The sequence below is a fragment of the Vibrio hepatarius genome (assembly GCF_043642085.1).
GTDB classification, from domain to species: domain Bacteria; phylum Pseudomonadota; class Gammaproteobacteria; order Enterobacterales; family Vibrionaceae; genus Vibrio; species Vibrio hepatarius_C.
On the sequence record NZ_JBHZSA010000007.1, the window covers coordinates 90,106 to 110,864 of the forward strand.

The following is a 20,759-nucleotide window of genomic DNA, read 5'->3' on the forward strand; positions in this document are numbered from 1 at the left end:
TACGCAGCGATAAATTTCATCATGAGCCTTCACCTTTCTAATGTTATCTTGCATCAACTGCAAAAAAACGATTCAGAGGAACTGGTTGTAAATTTCCGTTCCGAGTCACTAACTAATGATGCTTCTACTGAAAATCTAGTGGCAGAGCTTCACCGTGTATTCAATTCCAAAGCGGGTAAGGGCTTTGGCTCTTTCAAGTCTGACAGTGAATTCCAGCACTGGTTGCAAGATTTACGTCAAGGAAATAAGAATTTCTACGACTTCTCACAATCTAGTGCAAACCGTCTGAAAGATGAGCTAGCAAAGTATCCATTTGCCGATGAAGGCATACTTGTTATCGCTGAATATCAGTCATTGGCAACAGATTACCTATTCGTTGCGATCATTCCATCGAACCAAAGTTTGAAAGTGACAGAAGGTCTAGATATCAGTGCGACGGATTACCTTGATTTAAGCAAGATGGACATTGCGGCTCGCATTGATTTAACAAGCTATGAAACCGACAAAGAGTCCAATCGTTACCTTGCCTACATTAAAGGACGCGTAGGGCGTAAAGTTGCTGATTTCTTCTTAGATTTTTTACAGGCTGAAGTAGGCTTAGATACTAAGCAACAAAACCAAGTGTTGATGCAGGCGGTAGAAGACTTCTGCGCAGACTCTAAGCTAGAAAAAGACGAAGTCATTAGCTACAAAAAACAAGTGGCTGACTACTGTAATGAACAGATCAAATCAGGCGATGAAGTTCAAGTCCGTGAACTGTCGGGTGAGCTACCTCCTGCGCAAGATGGCACCAGCTTCTTAGACTACACACAAGAACAAGGTTATGAGCTAGAAGAGAGTTTTCCTGGTGACCGAACTGCGGTACGCAAGCTGACTAAATATGTTGGCGCTGGTGGCGGTCTCAATGTGAGCTTTGATAGCATGTTATTGGGTGAGCGTATTTTCTACGATCCTGAAACCGATACATTGACGATTAAAGGCACTCCGCCAAACCTGAAAGATCAGCTTACTCGCAACAAGTAAGCCTCTTCAGAATCGGACTAACTGCAACATTTTCGCAGTTAGTCCTGCACTTCTTGAATATTGTGTATATGCTTGTATTACAGGGATTTATTGAATACAGGCAGGACAATGGAAGGCAGAGTGCTCAAATTTGGCTGGTTGCTACTTAGCCTATGGTTGATTTGTATCGGTTTATTGGCGAGCAGCTACCGTTCGACCAGTGAAACCAAAGAGCAAATCTACGAGCTAGGCAGTGGAATTCAAGAACTGCGTGAAACCCTCACTTTTGACTCTCCGTATCGAACGCATATGGCTGATACACAAGCGCTGAATATCCAATTAATTTACGCTCTGCGCTTGCAAATCGATGCTCATTACAAAAAAAGCTGGTTCCTACCTGATATTCATCAACTGCTCTTCACCACTGATCGATTTATCGAACAAACTCAAATTTACCTCGATAACAATTTAGATCTGCTCAATTTGGTTGAACAGATCCGTGCTATGCGAAGTGACTATAAGGGGCAGCAGGATGTAGCAGAGCTCTACCTACGTCTTAGTGCCAACGTGCTCGATGCGATGTACAGCGACAACGGTTCAAGCCCAGCCATCTATCGCGAACTCGATCAAGTCTATTTTCTATCGACCAAGTTACCTTCACAGCAACGACAGGACTTACAGCAAGTACTGGCGCAGATTTCTACCGTGTTAGGAGGGTATGCTCAGGGGCAATATATCGTTGATAAGCTGATCACTCATGATGTCCATGCTCAGATAGCGCTGCAACGAAATGAGTTCAATCAGCTACTGACTCGACATATTTGGCTTGGCATTTTTGTCAGCTTTTTAACTATGGCTGGCTACCTTTGGTTAATTCGTATCGCAGCTGCCTCTGCCCCTAATCATGCGGAAGAATTATCAGATACTGAACCACAAGACTCTGAAGCAAGTGAAAGCAACAAAGAGCAGCCTGATTCTTTTGTTGCTGACTCACCAGTAGAAGTTGGACTAGGGGAGCCAGAGATAGATTTTGCCAAGATGTTGGACTCCTTGAACCAAGATGTGGAGTCTGTCTGCATGCTGTTGGAGGTCTTTATCGAAGATCACTCTGGAGACGTAGAGCGAATCACCAGCTTACTCACGGATTCCCCAGAAGAAGCGCAGCGAAAAGCGCATAGTTTAAAGGGGGTTGGAGGTAACCTGGGTGCTTCAAAATTGAGAGAATCGGCAAGTAAAGTTGAAGTCGCGATCAAAGAAGATATCACTGCAGTGCCTGATTTACTCGATGAACTCAAGACACGACTGGATAACGCCCTTGAAGAAGCAAGAATTTTCCTAAAAGAGAATGCTAAAGTAGAGAGTTGACTTCATCCTGACTTAAGGATTGTATAATACTTGGCTTTTTTAATTCTGCATGTGAGGTTATATGCTGCTTCGCCGCCTACCTGTTCTATGGCTGTTGGCTTTCGTCCTTCCAATCTCGGGCTGTTCGCTACTTGAAGTGAAAATCGATAGCCAGACAACACCTTTGACACAACAAGAACTCAATATGCGTTTGATGACGCGCGAGTATACTCAGCAGTTTTTTGCGCAAGTAGAGCAAGCTGCGGATGCCACAGCTGAGCAGTACGATCCTCAAGACAAGCAGTATCAATCTTATGTATTGCTGTGGAAAATCAATGCAGAAGAAGGCTTACAACGTTCTTCTTATCAAGTGTCTCCGATGGCAGCATTGATCGATAGTTGGGTTTTCACCGAGCAGATGAATCAGTTTTTTAATACTGGTGCTGGGCAAGAGCTATTCGTTAACGATGATGCAAAGCGCGTTTCAGCTGAGCTAGCGTCTGACATCAACAAGCTAGCGAAGTCGCTACTTAAAGGTAGTAGTTATTCTCAAACTCAGAAGTTTGTCAGTGAATTTGCTAATGCTCATCCATTTGAAGACTTAAGCTTTATCAGAACACCTGCTTACCGCGCATGGCTTGAGGCTAACCAGATCAGTGAAGACGAAGCGGTTTCAACTCTAGGTACCATGCCGGAAGCATTAGGCGATGTCTCTGACCGACTCAGCTTAGTGTCTGAGCAAACGCCAAAATTGATGACATGGAAAGCACAGCTTATCGCATTAAATAGCTCTATTAGTGGCGAACAGTTAACTCAGACGCTTCAGAGCTTGCAAGCAACATCGGAGTCATTCCAAGACTTTGTTGAGAATAACCCTCAGTATATGGAAGATCTAGCGCGTCAGATGTCGATTCAACTTGAACCTTTAGTGCAAGAGATTGACCTACGTACGACTCAGCGTATTGAGCAGTTGAGCTTAGAACGTGAAGCGCTAGAAAAGATGGTCGCAAGAGAGCGTGCAGAAATTGCGTTAATCATCAGCGCTGAACGTGAGCAGTTTACTCAAGATATCGATAAGGTTTCTCAAGATGTGGTGACCTTAGCGGTTGATAAGTTAGTTGAGCTCATTAAGAGTACGATTATTTACTTTATCCTCTTCATCGTTGCGATTTTCTTTGCGCCACTTGGACTGGGTTACTTGTTAGGGCGACGTAGTGCGGCAAAGAACAGTCAATAATCTCGTTTAGTAGATACAAAAAACGCCTCAATAGAGGCGTTTTTTTATGTTCAGACTTTGAGTTATGCAGTCTGCTTTGCTAGCTCAGCTTCTGCTTCATTATCAGTTGCAGGTGCTGTTGGTTCGCATTTATCAACAAACCAGCCCATGTAGGAGGTAATGATTGTCACGATAATACACACGAAGCTTAACCACATGAATGGCGCGTAAGAGAGGGTTGCTACACCAAGGATACTTGCCATGTAGATACCGTTATCACTCCAAGGCACCATACCTGATGTTAGCGTACCGCCGAACTCTGCGTTACGAGATAGGTTCTTACGCTTGTAGCCTAAACGGTCGTAGTTCTTAGCACAGATTTTTGGTGTCAGGATTAAAGATACGTACATTGCAGAGCCAAAAACGTTACCCATGAATGCAGTACCGATGGTGCTAGTTGCTAGCGAGCCTGCACTTTGAACACGGCGTTCAAACAGTTTCGCGATAGTCTCAAGCACGCCCACTTTATCCAGTAGACCACCAAAACCTAGACCAAATACGATAACCGCAACTGAGCCCAGCATTGATGACATACCACCACGGTTTAGGATTGAATCGATAAAGCCTACGCCAGACTCGATTTCAAACGGTGCCCAAGCGGTGTTGAACGCTTGTAAGAAGTCGACATCTTGAATCATTACCGCCCAGATAATACCCAGTAGAGAACCGAAGCTGATCACTGGGAAAGAAGGCATACGCATTGCCAGTAGACCCAACACGATGATCACAGGGACAAACGAATACGGCGTGATGTAGAACTGCTCTTCCATTGCTTGAATTACAGACTGCACCTGAGACATATCAACGTTACCAGCGTAGTGGAAACCAAACGCAGTAAACATAATGCCAGTAATGATGTAGCTGATCAGAGCGATAGGTAGCATGCCCTTAATGTGTTCAACCACTTCAACGTTAGACATTGAAGAAGCAAGGATCACCGAATCAGACAGCGGCGACATTTTATCGCCAAAGTAACAGCCTGATAGCACAGCACCCGCTGTGATTGGTGCAGGAACGCCCAAGCCTTGGCCGATACCCATCATCGCAATACCGGCTGTACCCGCTGCACCCCAAGAAGTTCCCGTAGCAAGCGCGGTCAATGAACAGATGATCATCGTAGCAAGAAGGAAAATAGAAGGGTGGATTGCTTTTAGACCATAGTAAATGATAGTTGGTACGATACCGCCAGAGATCCAAGTACCAACTAGGGCGCCAACAGCTAGAAGAATAAGTACAGCACCAAGTCCGTTAGAAATCCCGTTGAGAGCCGCTTTTTCTAAGTCTTTATATTGATGGCCTAAACGGATACCAAGGAACATGATGATAAACCAGCCGATGTACAGCGCCAGTTGGATTGGTAAATCTAGTTGTGCTGTAAACGAAAATGCCAGTAGTAGAAATAACCCTAAGGAAATTACAACCTGCATCAAGCTTGGCAGACGGGGGGTAAGTTGCGTCATACAGAGCCTCTTATTAGAGTAATTAGCGAGTGAAAGTAGTGTGCTTAGCACTACTTCTCGAAGGAGCGCTAACTCCTATTAGGTATGAAGTGCACTTTATCTTAGTTGGAATAATATTTCGAGATAATGTCGTTATGGTGTGATTTATATCTGAGTTGGTGTTCTTTTGTGGTTAAATGTAGTGTTAAAGTTTAATTTTAATGATCTGAAATGTTTTGAAATGTAAATTTTCTGTGGCACGTAAGGTGTGTATTTGTTCTGGTTGTGGGTGGTTTTTGTCGCAGTTATAACAACTGGGTGAAAACCAACCAAAACGCGCGTCTAAGTGTGTTTTTTGAAAATAAGAAATAAAAGTTACAGATTTGATGCAAATTTCCCTTGAGATTTTGCTGCGAAAATTGAATATTGAATCATTCCCTTTTTAAAATTGATTACACGGAGAGTTGAGAATGAGAGTAGGTTTAGTCGGTTGGCGTGGCATGGTTGGCTCTGTGCTAATGCAACGAATGGTAGAAGAGAAAGACTTCGACCTTATAGAGCCGGTATTTTACAGCACGTCTCAAGTGGGTATTCCAGCTCCTAACTTAGGTAAAGATGCGGGTATGCTTCAAGATGCGTTTGATATCGAAAGCCTTAAGCAGCTAGACGCTGTTGTTACCTGTCAGGGCGGTAGCTACACAGAAAAAGTATACCCAGCACTTCGCCAAGCGGGTTGGAAAGGCTACTGGATTGATGCCGCGTCTACATTACGTATGGCGCAAGATTCAATTATTACATTAGACCCAGTGAACTTATCACAAATCCAACAAGGTATTCATGGTGGCACCAACACATTCGTTGGTGGTAACTGTACCGTGAGCCTGATGCTAATGGGCCTAGGTGGTCTATTTGAGAAAGGTCTGGTTGAGTGGACCAGTGCCATGACTTACCAAGCAGCTTCAGGTGCTGGCGCACAAAACATGCGTGAGCTTATCTCTCAAATGGGTGTAATCAATGATTCAGTGAGCTCAGAGCTTGCTAACCCATCTAGCTCAATTCTCGACATCGATAAGAAAGTGGCAGATACCATGCGCTCTCCATCTTTCCCAACCGATAAATTTGGTGTGCCACTATCAGGTTCACTGATCCCTTGGATCGATGTGAAGCGTGACAATGGTCAGAGCAAAGAAGAGTGGAAAGCGGGCGTTGAAGCGAACAAGATTCTTGGTTTCCAAGATGCACCAGTGCCAATCGACGGCACTTGTGTACGTATCGGCGCAATGCGTTGTCACTCTCAAGCGTTGACTATCAAGCTAAAACAAAATGTTCCTATGGACGAGATCGAAGAGATGATTGCAACTCACAATGATTGGGTTAAAGTAATTCCAAATGATCGTGATATTACTGCGCAAGAACTGACTCCAGCGAAAGTGACAGGTACGCTTTCTATCCCAGTTGGTCGTCTACGTAAGATGGCAATGGGTGATGATTTCCTAAATGCGTTCACTGTTGGTGACCAACTTCTATGGGGTGCAGCAGAACCGCTACGCCGTACGCTGCGTATCATCCTTGCTGAAAAGTAAGTTGTAAGAAAGCTCTGAAAAGCGTCCTTATGGGCGCTTTTTTTATGCCTGCTAATCGCCCACTGACATTTCTTTTTTAACCTTGCGCCAGCAAATGTAGTGGGGTTGATATGAAAGCAAAAGGTTTTACGTTAATTGAGTTAGTGGTGGTGATAGTGATTCTGGGTGTTCTTGCCGTTGTCGCCGCGCCTAGATTTTTAAACTACAGCCATGATGCGCGATCAGCGAGTATTCAAGGAATGAAAGCGGCAGTTGATAGTGCGGCGCAACTGGCCTATTCAAAAGCGGCGATTGATGGCGAAGAAACGAACCCGAGTTATCATATTGACCTCGGTTCACAGACCGGTCATGTCGCATTTGGCTATCCGACCGTAGAGCGCGGAGGTCTAGAAAACTTCCTTAATGCTGATGCTGAATATCATGACTTGGATGCAGAATGGGTATGGGCTGCACACAATAATGGTAGTGTGTCTGACCCAGACTATTGGTTGGTGACTCAGTCAGCAATCCTTGGTGATTTCACCGGAAGCGACTTTAACACCGCGATTGAACAAACTCAGTGCTACGTCAAGTACACCGCTGCAATGGAAGAGGGCACTGTTTTTCAATCAGAAGTTTTCACCACTGGCTGTTAGTAGATTCGATAGCAAAAGATAATAAAAAGGCTCCTATCTAGGAGCTTTTTTATTTATGGCTTCAAATTGTCATCTTGTCTGACGACCCGTAAATCTGGATCGGCCAGTTCACTGCCACAGTGTTTACAATGCATGGCATCTGAGTCGTGACCGGAACGGTTGCAGTTAGGGCATTTTACTAGCTCTTTGTGTGCGTTCATCTCGTTACTCAACTCTGCGGTTATGATACCAGTGGGAACGGCAAGTATTGAATAACCGAGTAGCATGGTTAAAGAGGCGATTGCCTTACCTAGATGGGTTTGAGGCACCATGTCACCATAGCCAACCGTTGTTATTGTTACGATAGCCCAATAGATACTTTTTGGAATACTGGTAAAGCCATTGTCAGGGCCTTCAATAACAAAGATCAAAGCGCCGAAAATGGTGACTAAAATACCCACGGTGCTGAAGAATATTAGGATTTTTCTGCGTGCCATAAGTAGAGAACGCAAAAGAATATTTGAATCTTGCAAATAGCGCACAAGTTTTAACACGCGGAAAATGCGCATCACTCGGAGTAAGCGAATCACGCCCATAAACGAGGCCCCAGGGAAGATCAGAGCCAAGTAGGTCGGTAGAATCGCCAGCAGGTCGACAACGCCGTAGAAGCTAGTAGCGTAGGATTTTGGCTTAGGTGAGCAATAGAGCCTTAATAAATATTCGACAGTGAACAGGGCTGTAAAACTGTACTCAATGTAGCGTAATTCTTGTGACCATCGAGACATCACATTTGGCAACGATTCTAAGATGAGCACTAATAACGATGCGATGATGGCAACAATCAGGGCAATGTCGAATGCTCGACCTGCTTTAGTATGTGTGCCAAAGATGATGACGTATAAATGGTGGCGTAGTGAATTGCGAGGCATGATAAAGCGGACCTATTAAACAGTCGCTCTATCATACCTATATTCTGATAATCAGGCTAATCCTGGGAACAGGTTACGTAATCCGTTGGCGATAAATTCGATACCAAGCGCACCCAGTATCAGACCCATGATACGAGTAATGACGTTAATCCCCGTTTGACCTAAGAAACGTACGATCAGTGGTGCCGAACGAAACAGAAGCCATGTAGATAGTGCGAAAAGGGCAATTGTCACAATGATACCGACCGTATCAAACGCACTTGGATAGCGAGAACCGTAGACGATGGTCGAGCTGATTGCACCAGGACCGGCCATAAGCGGCATCGCCAGCGGCACAACACCAATCTGTTCGCGACTGACATATTCGGTCTTTTCTTGCTTATTCTGCTTATCTTCACCCAACTTACCGCTCATCATCGAAAACGCAATGCTCAATAGAAGTAAGCCACCCGCAACGCGGAAAGAGTCCAAAGAGATGCTAAACATGTCGAGCAGCATCTGACCTGCCAGTAAAGAGACAATCAAAATGATCGCGACGGCAATGTTGGCGGTGACTGCGGTTTTGTTCTTTTCTTCCTGGGTCATGTGCCCAGTTAAAGAAACGAATACCGGCATAATGCCTACAGGGTTAACTGCTGCGACTAAACCCAAGAAAAACTGCAAAAAAATAGCGATTTCGAACGTTTGCATTCGGCGTGCCTACACAAATAAAAGAGGGAACAGGGATACATGCGCGAATATAGTCCAATTTGTGCTTACGAACGAATGAAAAAAACTAAAGCTAAAGCCATTTCATAACTGAGAAAATCTAATTATTGAATGATTGGTAAACAGCAATGACATACTTTGTTACGTAGAATGGTGGTCAAGAAGCGCTCGAATGACACAAACGTTAACATTCGCACATTTTTCACATAAAACGAGGCAAAAAATAGAGAGAAAATACGTTTTGCATATACTCTCAGTAGCACAAGGTTTATGGATTACATGTAAGTTTGTGGTCAAAAAATGAAACTTTTTTACAGAATGTGGCCGTTTTTCAAATTTGATGGTTCGTTCGATGCTTTTTTGTTCGAATGGAAAATGTGATTTAAATCTATGTAAATCATGTGTTTATGCGTCTTTTTGAGAATTGAGTACCACTAATTAGTTAATTCTTTTTGGGTAACTGATCTGGGTCAATTTTTTTCACAACCTGAAATAATATACTCAGCCCTGAAAGCAATTTACTAAGACGTCTGTCTGAGAGCAGTGAGCTTAATAAAAAGTTTTTAATATTTATCTATTTTAGGAGATTCACTATGCCTGTAACTAATTTGGCTGAACTAGACGCTCTAGTAGCACGCGTTAAAGCGGCTCAAGAAGAGTTTGCAACGTTCTCACAAGAGAAAGTTGACGCAATCTTCCGTGCAGCATCTCTAGCAGCTAACCACGCTCGTATCCCGCTAGCTCAACAAGCGGTTGCAGAGTCTGGCATGGGTATTGTTGAAGACAAAGTAATCAAAAACCACTTTGCTTCAGAGTTCATCTACAACAAATACAAAGACGAAAAGACGTGTGGCATCCTAGAGGAAGATGACAACCTAGGCACAATGACTATCGCAGAACCTGTAGGTATCATTTGTGGTATCGTTCCAACGACTAACCCAACGTCTACAGCAATCTTCAAATCTCTAATCTCACTTAAGACTCGTAACGGCATCATCTTCTCGCCACACCCACGTGCGAAGAACTCTACTAACGATGCAGCGAAACTTGTTCTTGACGCAGCAGTAGCAGCGGGCGCACCAAAAGACATCATCGGTTGGATCGACCAGCCATCTGTAGAGCTTTCTAACGCTCTTATGAAGCACGATGGTATTGCACTTATCCTTGCAACTGGTGGTCCAGGCATGGTTAAAGCAGCATACTCTTCAGGTAAGCCAGCAATCGGTGTAGGTGCAGGTAACGTTCCTGTAGTTATCGACGAAACTGCTGACATCAAACGTGCTGTAGCTTCTATCCTTATGTCTAAAACATTCGATAACGGCGTAGTATGTGCTTCTGAGCAAGCAGCTATCGTAGTTAGCGAAGTATATGACGAAGTGAAAGAGCGTTTTGCTTCTCATAAAGCTCACGTTCTATCTAAAGCTGACGCAGATAAAGTACGTAAAGTACTGCTTATCGACGGCAACCTAAACGCAAAAATCGTAGGTCAACCTGCTCCTGCAATCGCTGAAATGGCGGGCGTTAAAGTTCCTGCAGATACTAAAGTTCTAGTTGGTGAAGGTCTTGGTAAAGTTTCTTACGACGACGAGTTCGCACACGAGAAACTGTCTCCGACTCTAGGCCTATTCCGCGCAGACGACTTCGAAGACGCAGTGGCTCAAGCGGTAACTATGGTTGAAATCGGTGGTATCGGTCACACATCTGGTCTTTACACTAACCAAGACGTTAACGCAGACCGCATCCGTTACTTCGGTGACAAGATGAAGACTGCACGTATCCTTGTAAACATCCCAACTACTCACGGTGGTATCGGTGACCTTTACAACTTCAACGTAGCACCTTCTCTAACTCTAGGTTGTGGTTCATGGGGTGGTAACTCTATCTCTGAGAACGTTGGTCCTAAGCACCTTATCAACAAGAAAACTGTAGCTAAGCGAGCTGAAAACATGTTGTGGCACAAACTACCTAAGTCTATCTACTTCCGTCGTGGTAGCCTTCCAATCGCAATGAGCGACCTAGAAGGTAAGAAACGCGCATTCCTAGTAACTGACCGTTTCCTATTCAACAACGGTTACGCTGATGAAGTAGTGAAACTACTGAAAGAGCAAGGCATCGAAGTTCAAACATTCTTCGACGTAGAAGCGGATCCAACACTATCTGTAGTTGAGAAAGGCGCAGAAGCAATGAAGAGCTTCCAGCCAGACGTAATCCTAGCTCTAGGTGGTGGTTCACCAATGGATGCTGCGAAGATTATGTGGGTAATGTACGAGCACCCAGAAACTCACTTCGAAGAACTAGCAATGCGCTTTATGGACATCCGTAAACGTATCTACAAGTTCCCTAAAATGGGTAAGAAAGCTGAGCTTGTATGTATCACTACAACTTCAGGTACGGGTTCAGAAGTTACTCCATTCGCCGTTGTTACTGACGACAAGACTGGTGCTAAGTACCCACTAGCTGACTACGAAATTACGCCAAACATGGCTATCGTTGATGCTAACCTAGTTATGAACATGCCTAAGTCTCTAACAGCATTTGGTGGTTACGATGCAGTAACTCACGCTCTAGAAGCTTACGTATCTGTTCTAGCGAACGAATACTCAGACGGTCAGGCTCTACAAGCACTTAAGATGCTAAAAGAGTACCTACCTTCAAGCTACGCGAACGGTGCTAACGACCCAATCGCTCGTGAGAAAGTACACAACGCTGCAACTATCGCTGGTATTGCGTTTGCTAACGCATTCCTAGGTGTATGTCACTCTATGGCGCACAAGATTGGTGCTGAGTTCCACCTACCGCACGGTCTGGCGAACGCACTACTAATCTCTAACGTTGTACGTTACAACGCGAACGATAACCCAACTAAGCAGACTGCATTCTCTCAGTACGACCGTCCACAAGCACGTCGTCGTTACGCTGAAGTAGCTGACCACCTAGGCCTAAGCCAAGAAGGTGACCGTACTGCTCAGAAGATTGAACGTCTACTAGCATGGCTTGAAGAGCTGAAAGGCAATCTAGACATTCCTCTATCTATCCAAGCGGCTGGCGTTTCTGAAGCAGACTTCATCGCTAAACTAGAAGAACTTGCTGTTGAAGCGTTCGATGACCAGTGTACAGGTGCTAACCCACGTTACCCTCTAATCACTGAGCTGAAAGAAGTTCTACTAGCGTCTTACTACGGTAAAGCGTTCGTTGAAGGTGAAACTTTCGAAGGTACTACTGTAATCAAGAAGAAAGCAGACCAAGTAGCGAAAGAAGCAGCACCAAAAGCTAAGAAAGAAAAAGCTAACGCATAAGCAAGATGTTAGTTATGAGATAAGTTTTCGCTAGCACGACACTTATCTATCGGGAAAAGATAAAGCCCCAGTCGACGGACTGGGGCTTTTTTTATATCAACATTTGTCATTCCATAGACCGAAGAATGAGGGAGTAGGGAATCTCTTGAGGTTGTCAGATACAAAAAAGCCGATGCGTTAACATCGGCCTTATAAAAATCAAACCACCTCAGAGTTACTTTTCGTCTTCAGGCAATTTTACATTCAGCTCAAGCACTGAAATATCATCATCCTTGTGTTCAAAAGAGAGCTCAACCATCGATGGGTCAATCGCGACATACTTACTGATCACTTTAAGAATATCTTCTTTAAGCTGCGGTAAGTACGAAGGTGCTGGATCACCTTGGCTACGGCGCTCAGCGACAATGATCTGCAGTCGCTCTTTGGCTAGGTTCGCAGAGTTCTTTTTCTGCGGACGGAAAAATTCTAGTAATGACATGCCGATTTAGCCTCCGAATAGACGTTTAAAGATTCCTTTCTTCTGTTCAGTCAGGAAGCGGAAATCCACTTGCTGGCCAAGCAGGCGCTCAACTGTGTCATCGTAAGCCATACCAGCATCTGACTGATCATCAAAGATCACTGGCACACCTTTGTTTGATGCGTTTAGTACAGCTTGGCTTTCAGGGATAACACCCAGTAGAGAAATATGTAGAATCTCTTCCACATCTTCAACGCTCAGCATATCACCTTGTGTAACACGAGTTGGGTTGTAACGCGTTAACAGCAGGTGCTGTCTTACAGGCTCAAGCCCTTCTTCTGCGCGGCGAGACTTAGAGTCAAGAATGCCAAGGATACGGTCAGAATCGCGTACAGAAGAGACTTCAGGGTTTGTCGTTACGATGGCTTCATCTGCAAAGTATAGTGCCATTAGCGCGCCTTGCTCGATGCCTGCAGGTGAATCACAGATAACAAAGTCGAAGCCCATTTCGTCTAGCTCGTCTAGCACACGACGAACGCCTTCTTTGGTTAGCGCATCTTTATCACGCGTTTGTGAAGCAGGCAGAATGAATAGATTGTCTGTGCGCTTATCTTTGATCATCGCTTGGTTCAGTGTTGCTTCGCCATTGATAACATTAACGAAATCGTAAACCACGCGACGCTCACAACCCATGATCAAATCAAGGTTACGTAGACCAATATCAAAGTCGATCACTGCCGTCTTTTTACCCTTCATCGCAAGGCCAGACGCGATAGCTGCGCTTGATGTTGTTTTACCAACACCGCCTTTGCCTGACGTTACAACAATAATGCGTGCCATTATGTGTTCCTTATAATTCTTAAATTGTTAATAACTCGAACTTAAGCGAGTCATTGTCCAAACTAAACATGACTTTTTGTTGCCAATACTCTTCGGCAAATTGTTCTGTTAGCCAATAATGACCAGCGATAGACATTAATTCAGCATTGAGCTTGTTGCAGATAATGACTGCGTCTTTGTTGCCATTCGCACCGGCAATCGCTCGGCCACGTAATGTGCCGTGTATATGGATTGAGCCATCTGCGATGACTTCAGCGCCTTCGCTAACATGGTTAAGTACCACTAAGTCAGCGTCTTTTGCGTAAATCTGTTGACCTGAACGTACGGGTGAGCGAACGATTTTGGTCGGTTGTATCTTTGCTGGAGCTTGCGTTGGCGATTTACTTGCAGACATCACGGCAAATTTAGCCTCTGATGCCGAGGTTTCGGTTCGTTTATCTTTACAACCGGTCACGCCAACGGGAATCATTCCAGCCAGAGAAATGCCTTCTTTTAGCCTCGAAAAGTCGATGTCACCATCCACTTTAGATATATTAATAACAACTGGCGCTTGGGCGAAAAACGCAGGTGCCTGAGTCACCTTTTCTTGTAGGAAATGAATTGATTTTTCTACATCGTTGTCAGAAAGGTGTAAAACTGACAAAGTAAAGCTACTGCCTTTTAGGTCTGGGGTATGTGACATCTTTACTTACAACCTCTTAAGGGCGTTGCCTGAGACTAGGGGTATCATGTTATATTCCTAAAATAAGCACAGCAAGCTATCTTGCAATCAATTGACTGTTTTGCTCTCAAAAATGGCAAAACGCTAACGTTCCATGAATCAAACGGACAAAGGTTTCCCATGCTTTGTGCAATTTACAAAAGTTCTAAAAAAGAAGGCGCTTACTTATATATCCCTAAAAAGGATGATTTTTCACAAGTTCCTGACACATTAATGCAGATGTTTGGCAAACCTACTATGGTCATGGTGGTGAAACTTGAAGGGCGTAGCCTGGCACAAGTTGATGTGGAAAAAGTGAAACAATCACTTGAAGATGAAGGCTTTTTCCTACAACTACCGCCGCCACCAAAGAATTTACTAGAAGAATACAAAGAGCAAAAACAAGCTCGTCAGCAATCCGAAGACGAATAACGACTTAAACTCGGATTGTTGCTTACTTTGCTCAAGGAGGGCAAAAGTGAAGAAATTATTGTCAGTTGCACTAGGTCTGGCCATTGCGTCTACGGCTTACGCTAACGAAGTTAGTTTTGAGCAGTATATTGAAGGGTTGAAAAAAGAAGCCCGTGAAAAAGGCATCTCCGAGCAAGTCGTCAACCAAGCTTTTGCTAACGTTGAACACAAACCTCGCGCTGTTAAAGCCGATAAGAACCAGCCAGAAAAGCGTTTAACGTTGGATGAATACATTCCACGCGCGGTGCCTGATTGGAAAGTTGAGCAAGCAAAGTCGCTCTATAAAGAGCATTACGCAGAGCTGAGAAAAATTGGTGAAGAATACGGAGTACAACCAAGATTCATCGTTGCCCTTTGGGGAATCGAAAGTAACTTTGGCCGATTTACTGGTAACTACCCAGTAATCGATGCACTTTCGACTATGGCTTATGACGGTCGCCGAGAAGCTTTCTTCCGTAAAGAGACCATGGCCGCATTGCAGATTTTAGATGAAGGCCATATTCCTTACGAAGACTTTAAAGGCTCTTGGGCCGGGGCGATGGGGCAGTGTCAGTTTATGCCGAGTTCGTTCCTCTCTTTTGCCGCTGATGGCAACGGAGATGGTAAGAAGGATATCTGGAATAGCGAGGCGGATGTGTTCGCTTCAGCCGCGAACTATTTGAGTCAGTATGGTTGGAATGATAAGTACACTTGGGGTCGTCAGGTGAAACTGCCGTCAGGTTTCGATATGAACTTAGAGGGACGCGTTGAAGGCAAAGAGAAAACCTTAGCCCAATGGAACCAACTGGGTATCACTCGTTACGATGGAAGTTCATTACCACAAGTCGATGTTGATGCATGGTTGACGGCACCAGACAATGCGAACGGGCGAGTTTATCTGGTTTACAACAACTACAATGTTCTTATGAAGTGGAATCGCTCTTACTACTTCGCACTGGCGGTTAGCCATCTAGCTGATAGAATCACGCTATAAGAACCAAATCATACATTCTAAGGGAGCTCAATTGAGCTCCTTTCTTTTTTGGGAAACGATTTTGCTGTCAGAACGCGCATCACAAATGGTGGTCTTTGCTGCCTTGCTCAAACATAAAAACTTCACTCTTGCGGCGAAAAGCTTAGGAGTGTCGGTTTCTCATGTCAGTAAGCAGCTTGCTTCATTAGAGTCGTCGTTGGGTATTCAACTGGTTCAACGAACCACACGCAGCTTTACCCCTACTGAAGCTGGGCAAGATTATTATGAGCACTGCGCCAAGATGGTTGAGATCATCGATGAAGCTCAGCGCGAAGTTGAATGCCAAAGAGATGAAGTGGCCGGCTTGGTTAAACTAGGTCTGTCGCAGTCGTTTGGTACCTTGCATATTATTCCTGCCATCAATGAGCTAAGGGAGCGTTACCCAAAACTGCAAGTAGAGCTGCACTTGTTTGATTACAAGGTGGATATGTTGGAGGAGGGGCTCGATCTCTGGATTACCAACAATGAACATCTACCAGAAGGGTATGTGGCGCAAAGAATTGCGGATTCTCACTTTGTGGTTGCCGCTTCTCCTGATTATTTAGTCAAGAATACCACCCCGACACACCCTAATGACCTTGCGGGTCATAATTGCCTTATCTACCGTAGTTGGGAACGAGATTACACCCGGTGGGCTTTTTCAAATCATGATGATCAGCTAAGCGTGAAAGTGTCTGGCAACTACTCGGTTGATTTAGCGGAAGCCGTGCGAGACGCCGCTGTGTCAGGGTGGGGGATTGCCTACCTTGCGACTTACTTGATCCGAGATGAGTTTAAAAATGGTCAGCTGATTCAGCTTCTTCCTGATTGGTGTGCCTCTCAGGTGATGCCGTTTTATGCGGTTTACCCAAGTCGTCGTTACTTACCGAAAAAGACCGCTGCTGTGATTGAGTTTATTAAGCAAACCATTGGTACACCTTGCTACTGGGACAAACGATTAAGTCCTTATATTCAGCGTCCATAATCGTGATGGCGGGCCAAATGATTGTTTCCAAATTCAGAAACATCTTTTCCAAACGGAAATAAAATCAATAAGCAAACGTTTATATTCAATAAAATCAGTCACTTGATTGTGTGGCTGATTTTTGTTCAATCCAAGATCTCATGAAATTAACAAATGTGATTTGCATCTCATTTTTGATTCTATACACTCCGTCGCCACTCTTGTTCCCCCTTTTGTCGGATTCATTTTATGAACTCAATTCTTGGTATTGTGGCCATCCTGTTTGTTGCATGGCTGCTGTCGACTAACCGTAAAAGCATCAACCTCAAAACCGTATCTTTAGCGTTTGCTTTGCAGATTTCTTTTGCACTACTCGTTTTGTATGTGCCTGCAGGTAAAGAGGTACTTAACACAGTGACTGGCGCGGTATCTAACTTGATCAACTATGGTCAAGAAGGCATTGCGTTTCTGTTTGGTGGCCTAGCGACAGGTGGCTTTACCTTCGCGATCAATGTTCTTGGTATTATCATTTTCTTCTCTGCACTGATTTCAGGTTTGTACCATATTGGTTTAATGCCAAAGGTGATCAATGTGATCGGCGGTGGTCTACAAAAGCTACTAGGTATTGGCCGTGCAGAGTCGCTGTCTGCAACTGCGAATATTTTTGTCGGTATGATTGAAGCGCCATTAGTGGTTAAACCATATCTAAAGCACATGACGGACTCGCAGTTCTTTGCTGTGATGGTCGGTGGCCTTGCCTCAGTGGCTGGTGGTACGTTGGTGGGTTACGCGTCATTGGGCGTTGATCTTAACTTCTTAATTGCAGCGGCATTTATGTCTGCACCTGCAGGTCTTCTAATGGCCAAAATCATGGTGCCAGAAACAGAAGCGATTGATACAGCGACTGAACTAGACAACGTTGAAATGCCACGTGCAACCAACGTAGTCGAAGCGATGGCAGATGGCGCAATGTCGGGTCTGCGTATTGCGGTAGCAGTTGGTGCAACACTCCTAGCATTTATCAGTGTGATTGCGATGCTAAACGGTATGCTCGGTTGGCTAGGTAGCCTAGTGGGTATGGAGCTGAGCTTTGAGCTTATCTTGGGCTATCTTTTTGCTCCAGTTGCATGGCTATTAGGTATTCCTTGGTCTGAAGCGATTACAGCGGGCTCTCTGATCGGTAACAAGATCGTTGTAAATGAATTTGTCGCCTTCATTCAATTGATGGATGTGAAAGCTCAGCTAAGTACACACTCTCAAGCGATTGTTACTTTTGCGCTGTGTGGTTTCGCTAACATCTCTACCATGGCCATGTTGATTGGCGGTCTAGGTAGCGTGGTACCCGAGAAGCGTCCGTTTATCTCTAAATATGGCTTCCGCGCGATTGCTGCAGGTGTTATGGCGAACCTGATGAGCGCATCTATTGCTGGTGTGATTTTAAGCCTTTAATTGCAAGCGTTAATAACCAGTGTGTCATTCCTTAGAACGAAGGATGAGTGAGTAAGGATTTTCTTTTCGTTGTTGAATTACTGTAAGAGATTCCCAACTCGGTCATTCTTCCCTCTCGGGAATGACCGACAAAAAGAAAGGGTTGATGTTAAACATCAACCCTTTTTTATTTCTATGAAGCGTTGTGAGCTTTACTTGTTCGTATGGAACTGCTCACAAGCTAGCATGGTGTTCTCAATCAAGCTTGCAACTGTCATAGGGCCGACACCACCCGGTACAGGAGTAATGAAGCTTGCGTTCTCTTTCGCGACTTCGTAGTCCACGTCACCGACAAGTTTTCCTGACTCTAAGCGGTTAATACCCACATCGACCACAACCGCGCCTTTCTTAATCCAGTTACCCGGAATAAAGTTTGGTTTACCAACCGCAACCACAACAAGGTCTGCTTGGCGTACGTGGCCTTCTAGATCTTTAGTGAAACGGTGACAAGTTGTTGTTGTACAGCCTGCCAGCAGTAATTCTAGCGTCATAGGACGGCCAACAATGTTTGAAGCGCCAACGACCACAGCGTGTTTACCGCGAAGGTCAATGTTGTAACGATCAAGCAGAGTGATAATACCCTTTGGTGTACATGAACGTAGCTTTGGAATGCGTTGTGCTAGACGACCAACGTTGTAAGGGTGGAAACCATCAACGTCTTTTTCTGGGTGGATACGCTCTAGTACGTGTGTTGCGTCGATGCCCGCAGGTAGCGGCAACTGAACCAAAATACCGTCAATTTGATCATCGTTATTGAGTTCATCAATAAGCGCAAGCAGCGTTTCTTCTGTTGTGTCCGCTGGAAGATCAAATGACTTTGAAACAAAGCCCACTTCCTCACAAGCGCGTCGCTTACTTCCTACATACACCTGAGATGCAGGGTCTTCACCAACTAAAACAACCGCAAGTCCCGGAGCGCGAAGTCCCGCTTCTTTACGAGCTTTAACGCGAGCTGCTACTTCTGAACGAACGGTTTGGGAAATAAGAGTTCCGTCGATATTTTGAGCTGTCATGACATACCTTAAGAATTTATAGCGACTTATTTGCAGCGCATTGTCGCAAATTATTTGACGAACATCTATAAGCAAACGTTTGCTTTGTGGTGTTTTTAATCAAAATAGAGTTCCGTGACCTTTTTTTAGTCAATCAGATCATAATGTTAAACAAAGCCCTTGTTTTAACGGCTCATCCTCGTATAATCCTGTCCCTGTAGCGCGCCCTTAGCTCAGCTGGATAGAGCACGTCCCTTCTAAGGATGTGGTCATAGGTTCGAATCCTATAGGGCGTGCCATTTCTTTAGAAAGCCCCGGTAACTCTTAGAGTTGCCGGGGCTTTTGCTTTTCTGGTGGTACCGTAGATGCCTTTTTAACGTCTATTGAGCAACTAAAGAGTGGTTGACTACCTCATTAATGCCCACAAAGAGCAAATCAATTTTTGACATCTCGTAATCGCAGCTTCAAAAACTTACGTGTCGATACACTTAATGACCTCTCAATCGCCAGTTTGTAAAAAATGCTCGCCTCTGTTTTCTGCCCTAATTTACTGAGAATATGTGCACGTGCAGCATACCAAGGTTGGTAATCTTTAAGGTCTTCTTTTAATTCGTCCAATTTTTTGAGCGCAAGTTCTGCACGCTCGGTTTCTGCAATCACTACTGCCCAGTTCAAGGCGACAACCGGAGTAGGTTCGAATCGCCATAGCGATTGATAAAGCAAAGACATCTGGTACCAATCGGGGCTGGGCCTTGTCATATGACAATCTGTAATAGCAGCCTTAATCTGAAACGGCCCTGGTTGTCTTTTTTCGATCGCATTGGAAAGGGTACGCTGAGCGTCATCAATCTTGTTTTGTTGCCATAGTGAAGTGTTTTGTTCTTCAATGGGTACCATGGCTCCATCGTCATTTATTCGAGCTGTGCTTCTCGCATCCGTAAGCAACATTAATGCAAGTGCCCCTTCTATTTCCGGATCATTGGGCCGTAGTTTGTTAAGAAGTCTGGCCAAAAATATACCCTCTTGGCACAGGGAGCGAGGGCATTCAGCTTCCATGACATAGCCAGTGGTGAATATCAAATAGATGGTTGTTAACACCGTATCCAGCCTGTCATGCCATCTATCAGCTTCAGGGATAGAGAACCGAATTCCTTTGGCTTTGATCTTTGCTTTTGCGCGATACAATCGCTGTCCCATTGTATGCTCGCTGTCAAGAAAAGCGGCAGCAATTTCTTTTGTAGTCAAATTGCACACGGTACGTAGGGTCAAAGCGATACGCGATTTTTCTTCCAAGGCTGGATGACAACAGGTAAAGATAAGGCGCAGACGTTCATCCGGAATGGTTTCAGGAACGTCATACACCTTATCATCGGTGAAAATATCAGCATGATCCCCCGCTTTACGCTGCTCTCGTTGCATCATGCGAAAATGATCGATGCCCTTATTTAAACCGACTCTTAGCAGCCAAGCCGCAGGGTTATGAGGAGGGCCAGATCGAGTCCAGTGCTTCAACGCTGCAATCGATGCTTCCTGTAGTGCATCCTCGGCCACTTGAAAATCACCAAGGCGTGAAATAAGCCCAGCCAAAAGCCGCCCTCTGTCTTTACTCAAGACATCATTAATCACATGACTGACAGCGATAGTTTTTGAAGGGGCATTATTCAT

Annotated in this window: 18 protein-coding genes and 1 tRNA gene; 11 read left to right on the top strand and 8 right to left on the bottom strand. The window is 44.6% G+C overall.

What is annotated here, in order from left to right:
• The first annotated feature begins 21 nt into the window (after positions 1-21).
• From yejK to ACHUFZ_RS14735, 3 genes are all read left to right on the top strand, one after another.
• Entirely contained in the window at positions 22-1,023 is a 1,002-nt protein-coding gene (yejK, locus tag ACHUFZ_RS14725) for a nucleoid-associated protein YejK (protein WP_394127736.1), read from the top strand.
• Positions 1,024-1,131: 108 nt separating this feature from the next.
• Positions 1,132-2,367 (top strand): Hpt domain-containing protein, encoded by a 1,236-nt coding sequence (locus ACHUFZ_RS14730; protein WP_394127737.1) that lies wholly within the window; start codon positions 1,132-1,134, stop codon positions 2,365-2,367.
• A 61-nt stretch (positions 2,368-2,428) separates the two neighbouring features.
• Positions 2,429-3,583, top strand: a complete 1,155-nt coding sequence (locus ACHUFZ_RS14735) for a chemotaxis protein (protein ID WP_394127738.1) — start codon at positions 2,429-2,431, stop codon at positions 3,581-3,583.
• 62 nt (positions 3,584-3,645) lie between these two features.
• On the opposite strand, the gene nhaC is transcribed toward ACHUFZ_RS14735, so the two are convergent.
• Entirely contained in the window at positions 3,646-5,082 is a 1,437-nt protein-coding gene (gene nhaC / locus ACHUFZ_RS14740) for a Na+/H+ antiporter NhaC (protein WP_394127739.1), read from the bottom strand.
• A 449-nt stretch (positions 5,083-5,531) separates the two neighbouring features.
• Between nhaC and asd the strand changes: the two genes are divergently transcribed.
• Positions 5,532-6,644: an aspartate-semialdehyde dehydrogenase gene (gene asd, locus ACHUFZ_RS14745; protein ID WP_394127740.1), complete on the top strand. Its 1,113-nt coding sequence runs from the start codon at positions 5,532-5,534 to the stop codon at positions 6,642-6,644.
• A gap of 110 nt (positions 6,645-6,754) precedes the next feature.
• Complete coding sequence (locus ACHUFZ_RS14750) at positions 6,755-7,279, top strand: prepilin-type N-terminal cleavage/methylation domain-containing protein (RefSeq protein ID WP_394127741.1); 525 nt, start codon at positions 6,755-6,757, stop codon at positions 7,277-7,279.
• A gap of 53 nt (positions 7,280-7,332) precedes the next feature.
• Here ACHUFZ_RS14750 and ACHUFZ_RS14755 read toward each other — a convergent pair whose 3' ends face one another.
• Positions 7,333-8,187 (bottom strand): ion transporter, encoded by an 855-nt coding sequence (locus tag ACHUFZ_RS14755; RefSeq protein WP_394127742.1) that lies wholly within the window; start codon positions 8,185-8,187, stop codon positions 7,333-7,335.
• Between the two features lie 51 nt (positions 8,188-8,238).
• Entirely contained in the window at positions 8,239-8,877 is a 639-nt protein-coding gene (locus tag ACHUFZ_RS14760; protein ID WP_394127743.1) for a YchE family NAAT transporter, read from the bottom strand.
• Positions 8,878-9,488: 611 nt separating this feature from the next.
• Here ACHUFZ_RS14760 and adhE point away from each other — a divergent pair.
• Positions 9,489-12,191, top strand: coding sequence for a bifunctional acetaldehyde-CoA/alcohol dehydrogenase (adhE, locus tag ACHUFZ_RS14765; protein WP_394127744.1), 2,703 nt, complete (start codon positions 9,489-9,491; stop codon positions 12,189-12,191).
• 214 nt (positions 12,192-12,405) lie between these two features.
• Here adhE and minE read toward each other — a convergent pair whose 3' ends face one another.
• From minE to minC, 3 genes are read right to left on the bottom strand one after another with little or no spacing between them, the layout of a single operon-like run.
• Positions 12,406-12,669 carry a cell division topological specificity factor MinE gene (gene minE, locus ACHUFZ_RS14770; RefSeq protein ID WP_394127745.1) on the bottom strand — a complete coding sequence of 88 codons (264 nt, stop codon included), beginning with the start codon at positions 12,667-12,669 and terminating at the stop codon, positions 12,406-12,408.
• A 6-nt stretch (positions 12,670-12,675) separates the two neighbouring features.
• Positions 12,676-13,488, bottom strand: coding sequence for a septum site-determining protein MinD (minD, locus tag ACHUFZ_RS14775; protein WP_394127746.1), 813 nt, complete (start codon positions 13,486-13,488; stop codon positions 12,676-12,678).
• Positions 13,489-13,507: 19 nt separating this feature from the next.
• Complete coding sequence (gene minC / locus ACHUFZ_RS14780; RefSeq protein WP_394127747.1) at positions 13,508-14,170, bottom strand: septum site-determining protein MinC; 663 nt, start codon at positions 14,168-14,170, stop codon at positions 13,508-13,510.
• 159 nt (positions 14,171-14,329) lie between these two features.
• Here minC and ACHUFZ_RS14785 point away from each other — a divergent pair, with 159 nt between their 5' ends.
• The 4 genes from ACHUFZ_RS14785 (at position 14,330) to ACHUFZ_RS14800 (ending at position 18,063) form a co-directional block, all read left to right on the top strand.
• Positions 14,330-14,620: a YcgL domain-containing protein gene (locus ACHUFZ_RS14785; protein ID WP_394127819.1), complete on the top strand. Its 291-nt coding sequence runs from the start codon at positions 14,330-14,332 to the stop codon at positions 14,618-14,620.
• Between the two features lie 46 nt (positions 14,621-14,666).
• Positions 14,667-15,632, top strand: coding sequence for a lytic murein transglycosylase (locus tag ACHUFZ_RS14790; protein WP_394127748.1), 966 nt, complete (start codon positions 14,667-14,669; stop codon positions 15,630-15,632).
• 61 nt (positions 15,633-15,693) lie between these two features.
• Positions 15,694-16,635: a LysR family transcriptional regulator gene (locus tag ACHUFZ_RS14795; RefSeq protein WP_394127820.1), complete on the top strand. Its 942-nt coding sequence runs from the start codon at positions 15,694-15,696 to the stop codon at positions 16,633-16,635.
• Between the two features lie 228 nt (positions 16,636-16,863).
• Complete coding sequence (locus ACHUFZ_RS14800) at positions 16,864-18,063, top strand: NupC/NupG family nucleoside CNT transporter (protein ID WP_394127749.1); 1,200 nt, start codon at positions 16,864-16,866, stop codon at positions 18,061-18,063.
• Positions 18,064-18,254: 191 nt separating this feature from the next.
• Here ACHUFZ_RS14800 and folD read toward each other — a convergent pair whose 3' ends face one another.
• Positions 18,255-19,115: a bifunctional methylenetetrahydrofolate dehydrogenase/methenyltetrahydrofolate cyclohydrolase FolD gene (gene folD, locus ACHUFZ_RS14805; RefSeq protein WP_394127750.1), complete on the bottom strand. Its 861-nt coding sequence runs from the start codon at positions 19,113-19,115 to the stop codon at positions 18,255-18,257.
• Positions 19,116-19,316: 201 nt separating this feature from the next.
• Here folD and ACHUFZ_RS14810 point away from each other — a divergent pair.
• Positions 19,317-19,393: transfer RNA gene (locus ACHUFZ_RS14810), tRNA-Arg, on the top strand.
• 136 nt (positions 19,394-19,529) lie between these two features.
• Here the strand turns inward: ACHUFZ_RS14810 and ACHUFZ_RS14815 are convergent.
• Positions 19,530-20,759 (bottom strand): RNA polymerase sigma factor, encoded by a 1,230-nt coding sequence (locus ACHUFZ_RS14815; protein WP_394127751.1) that lies wholly within the window; start codon positions 20,757-20,759, stop codon positions 19,530-19,532.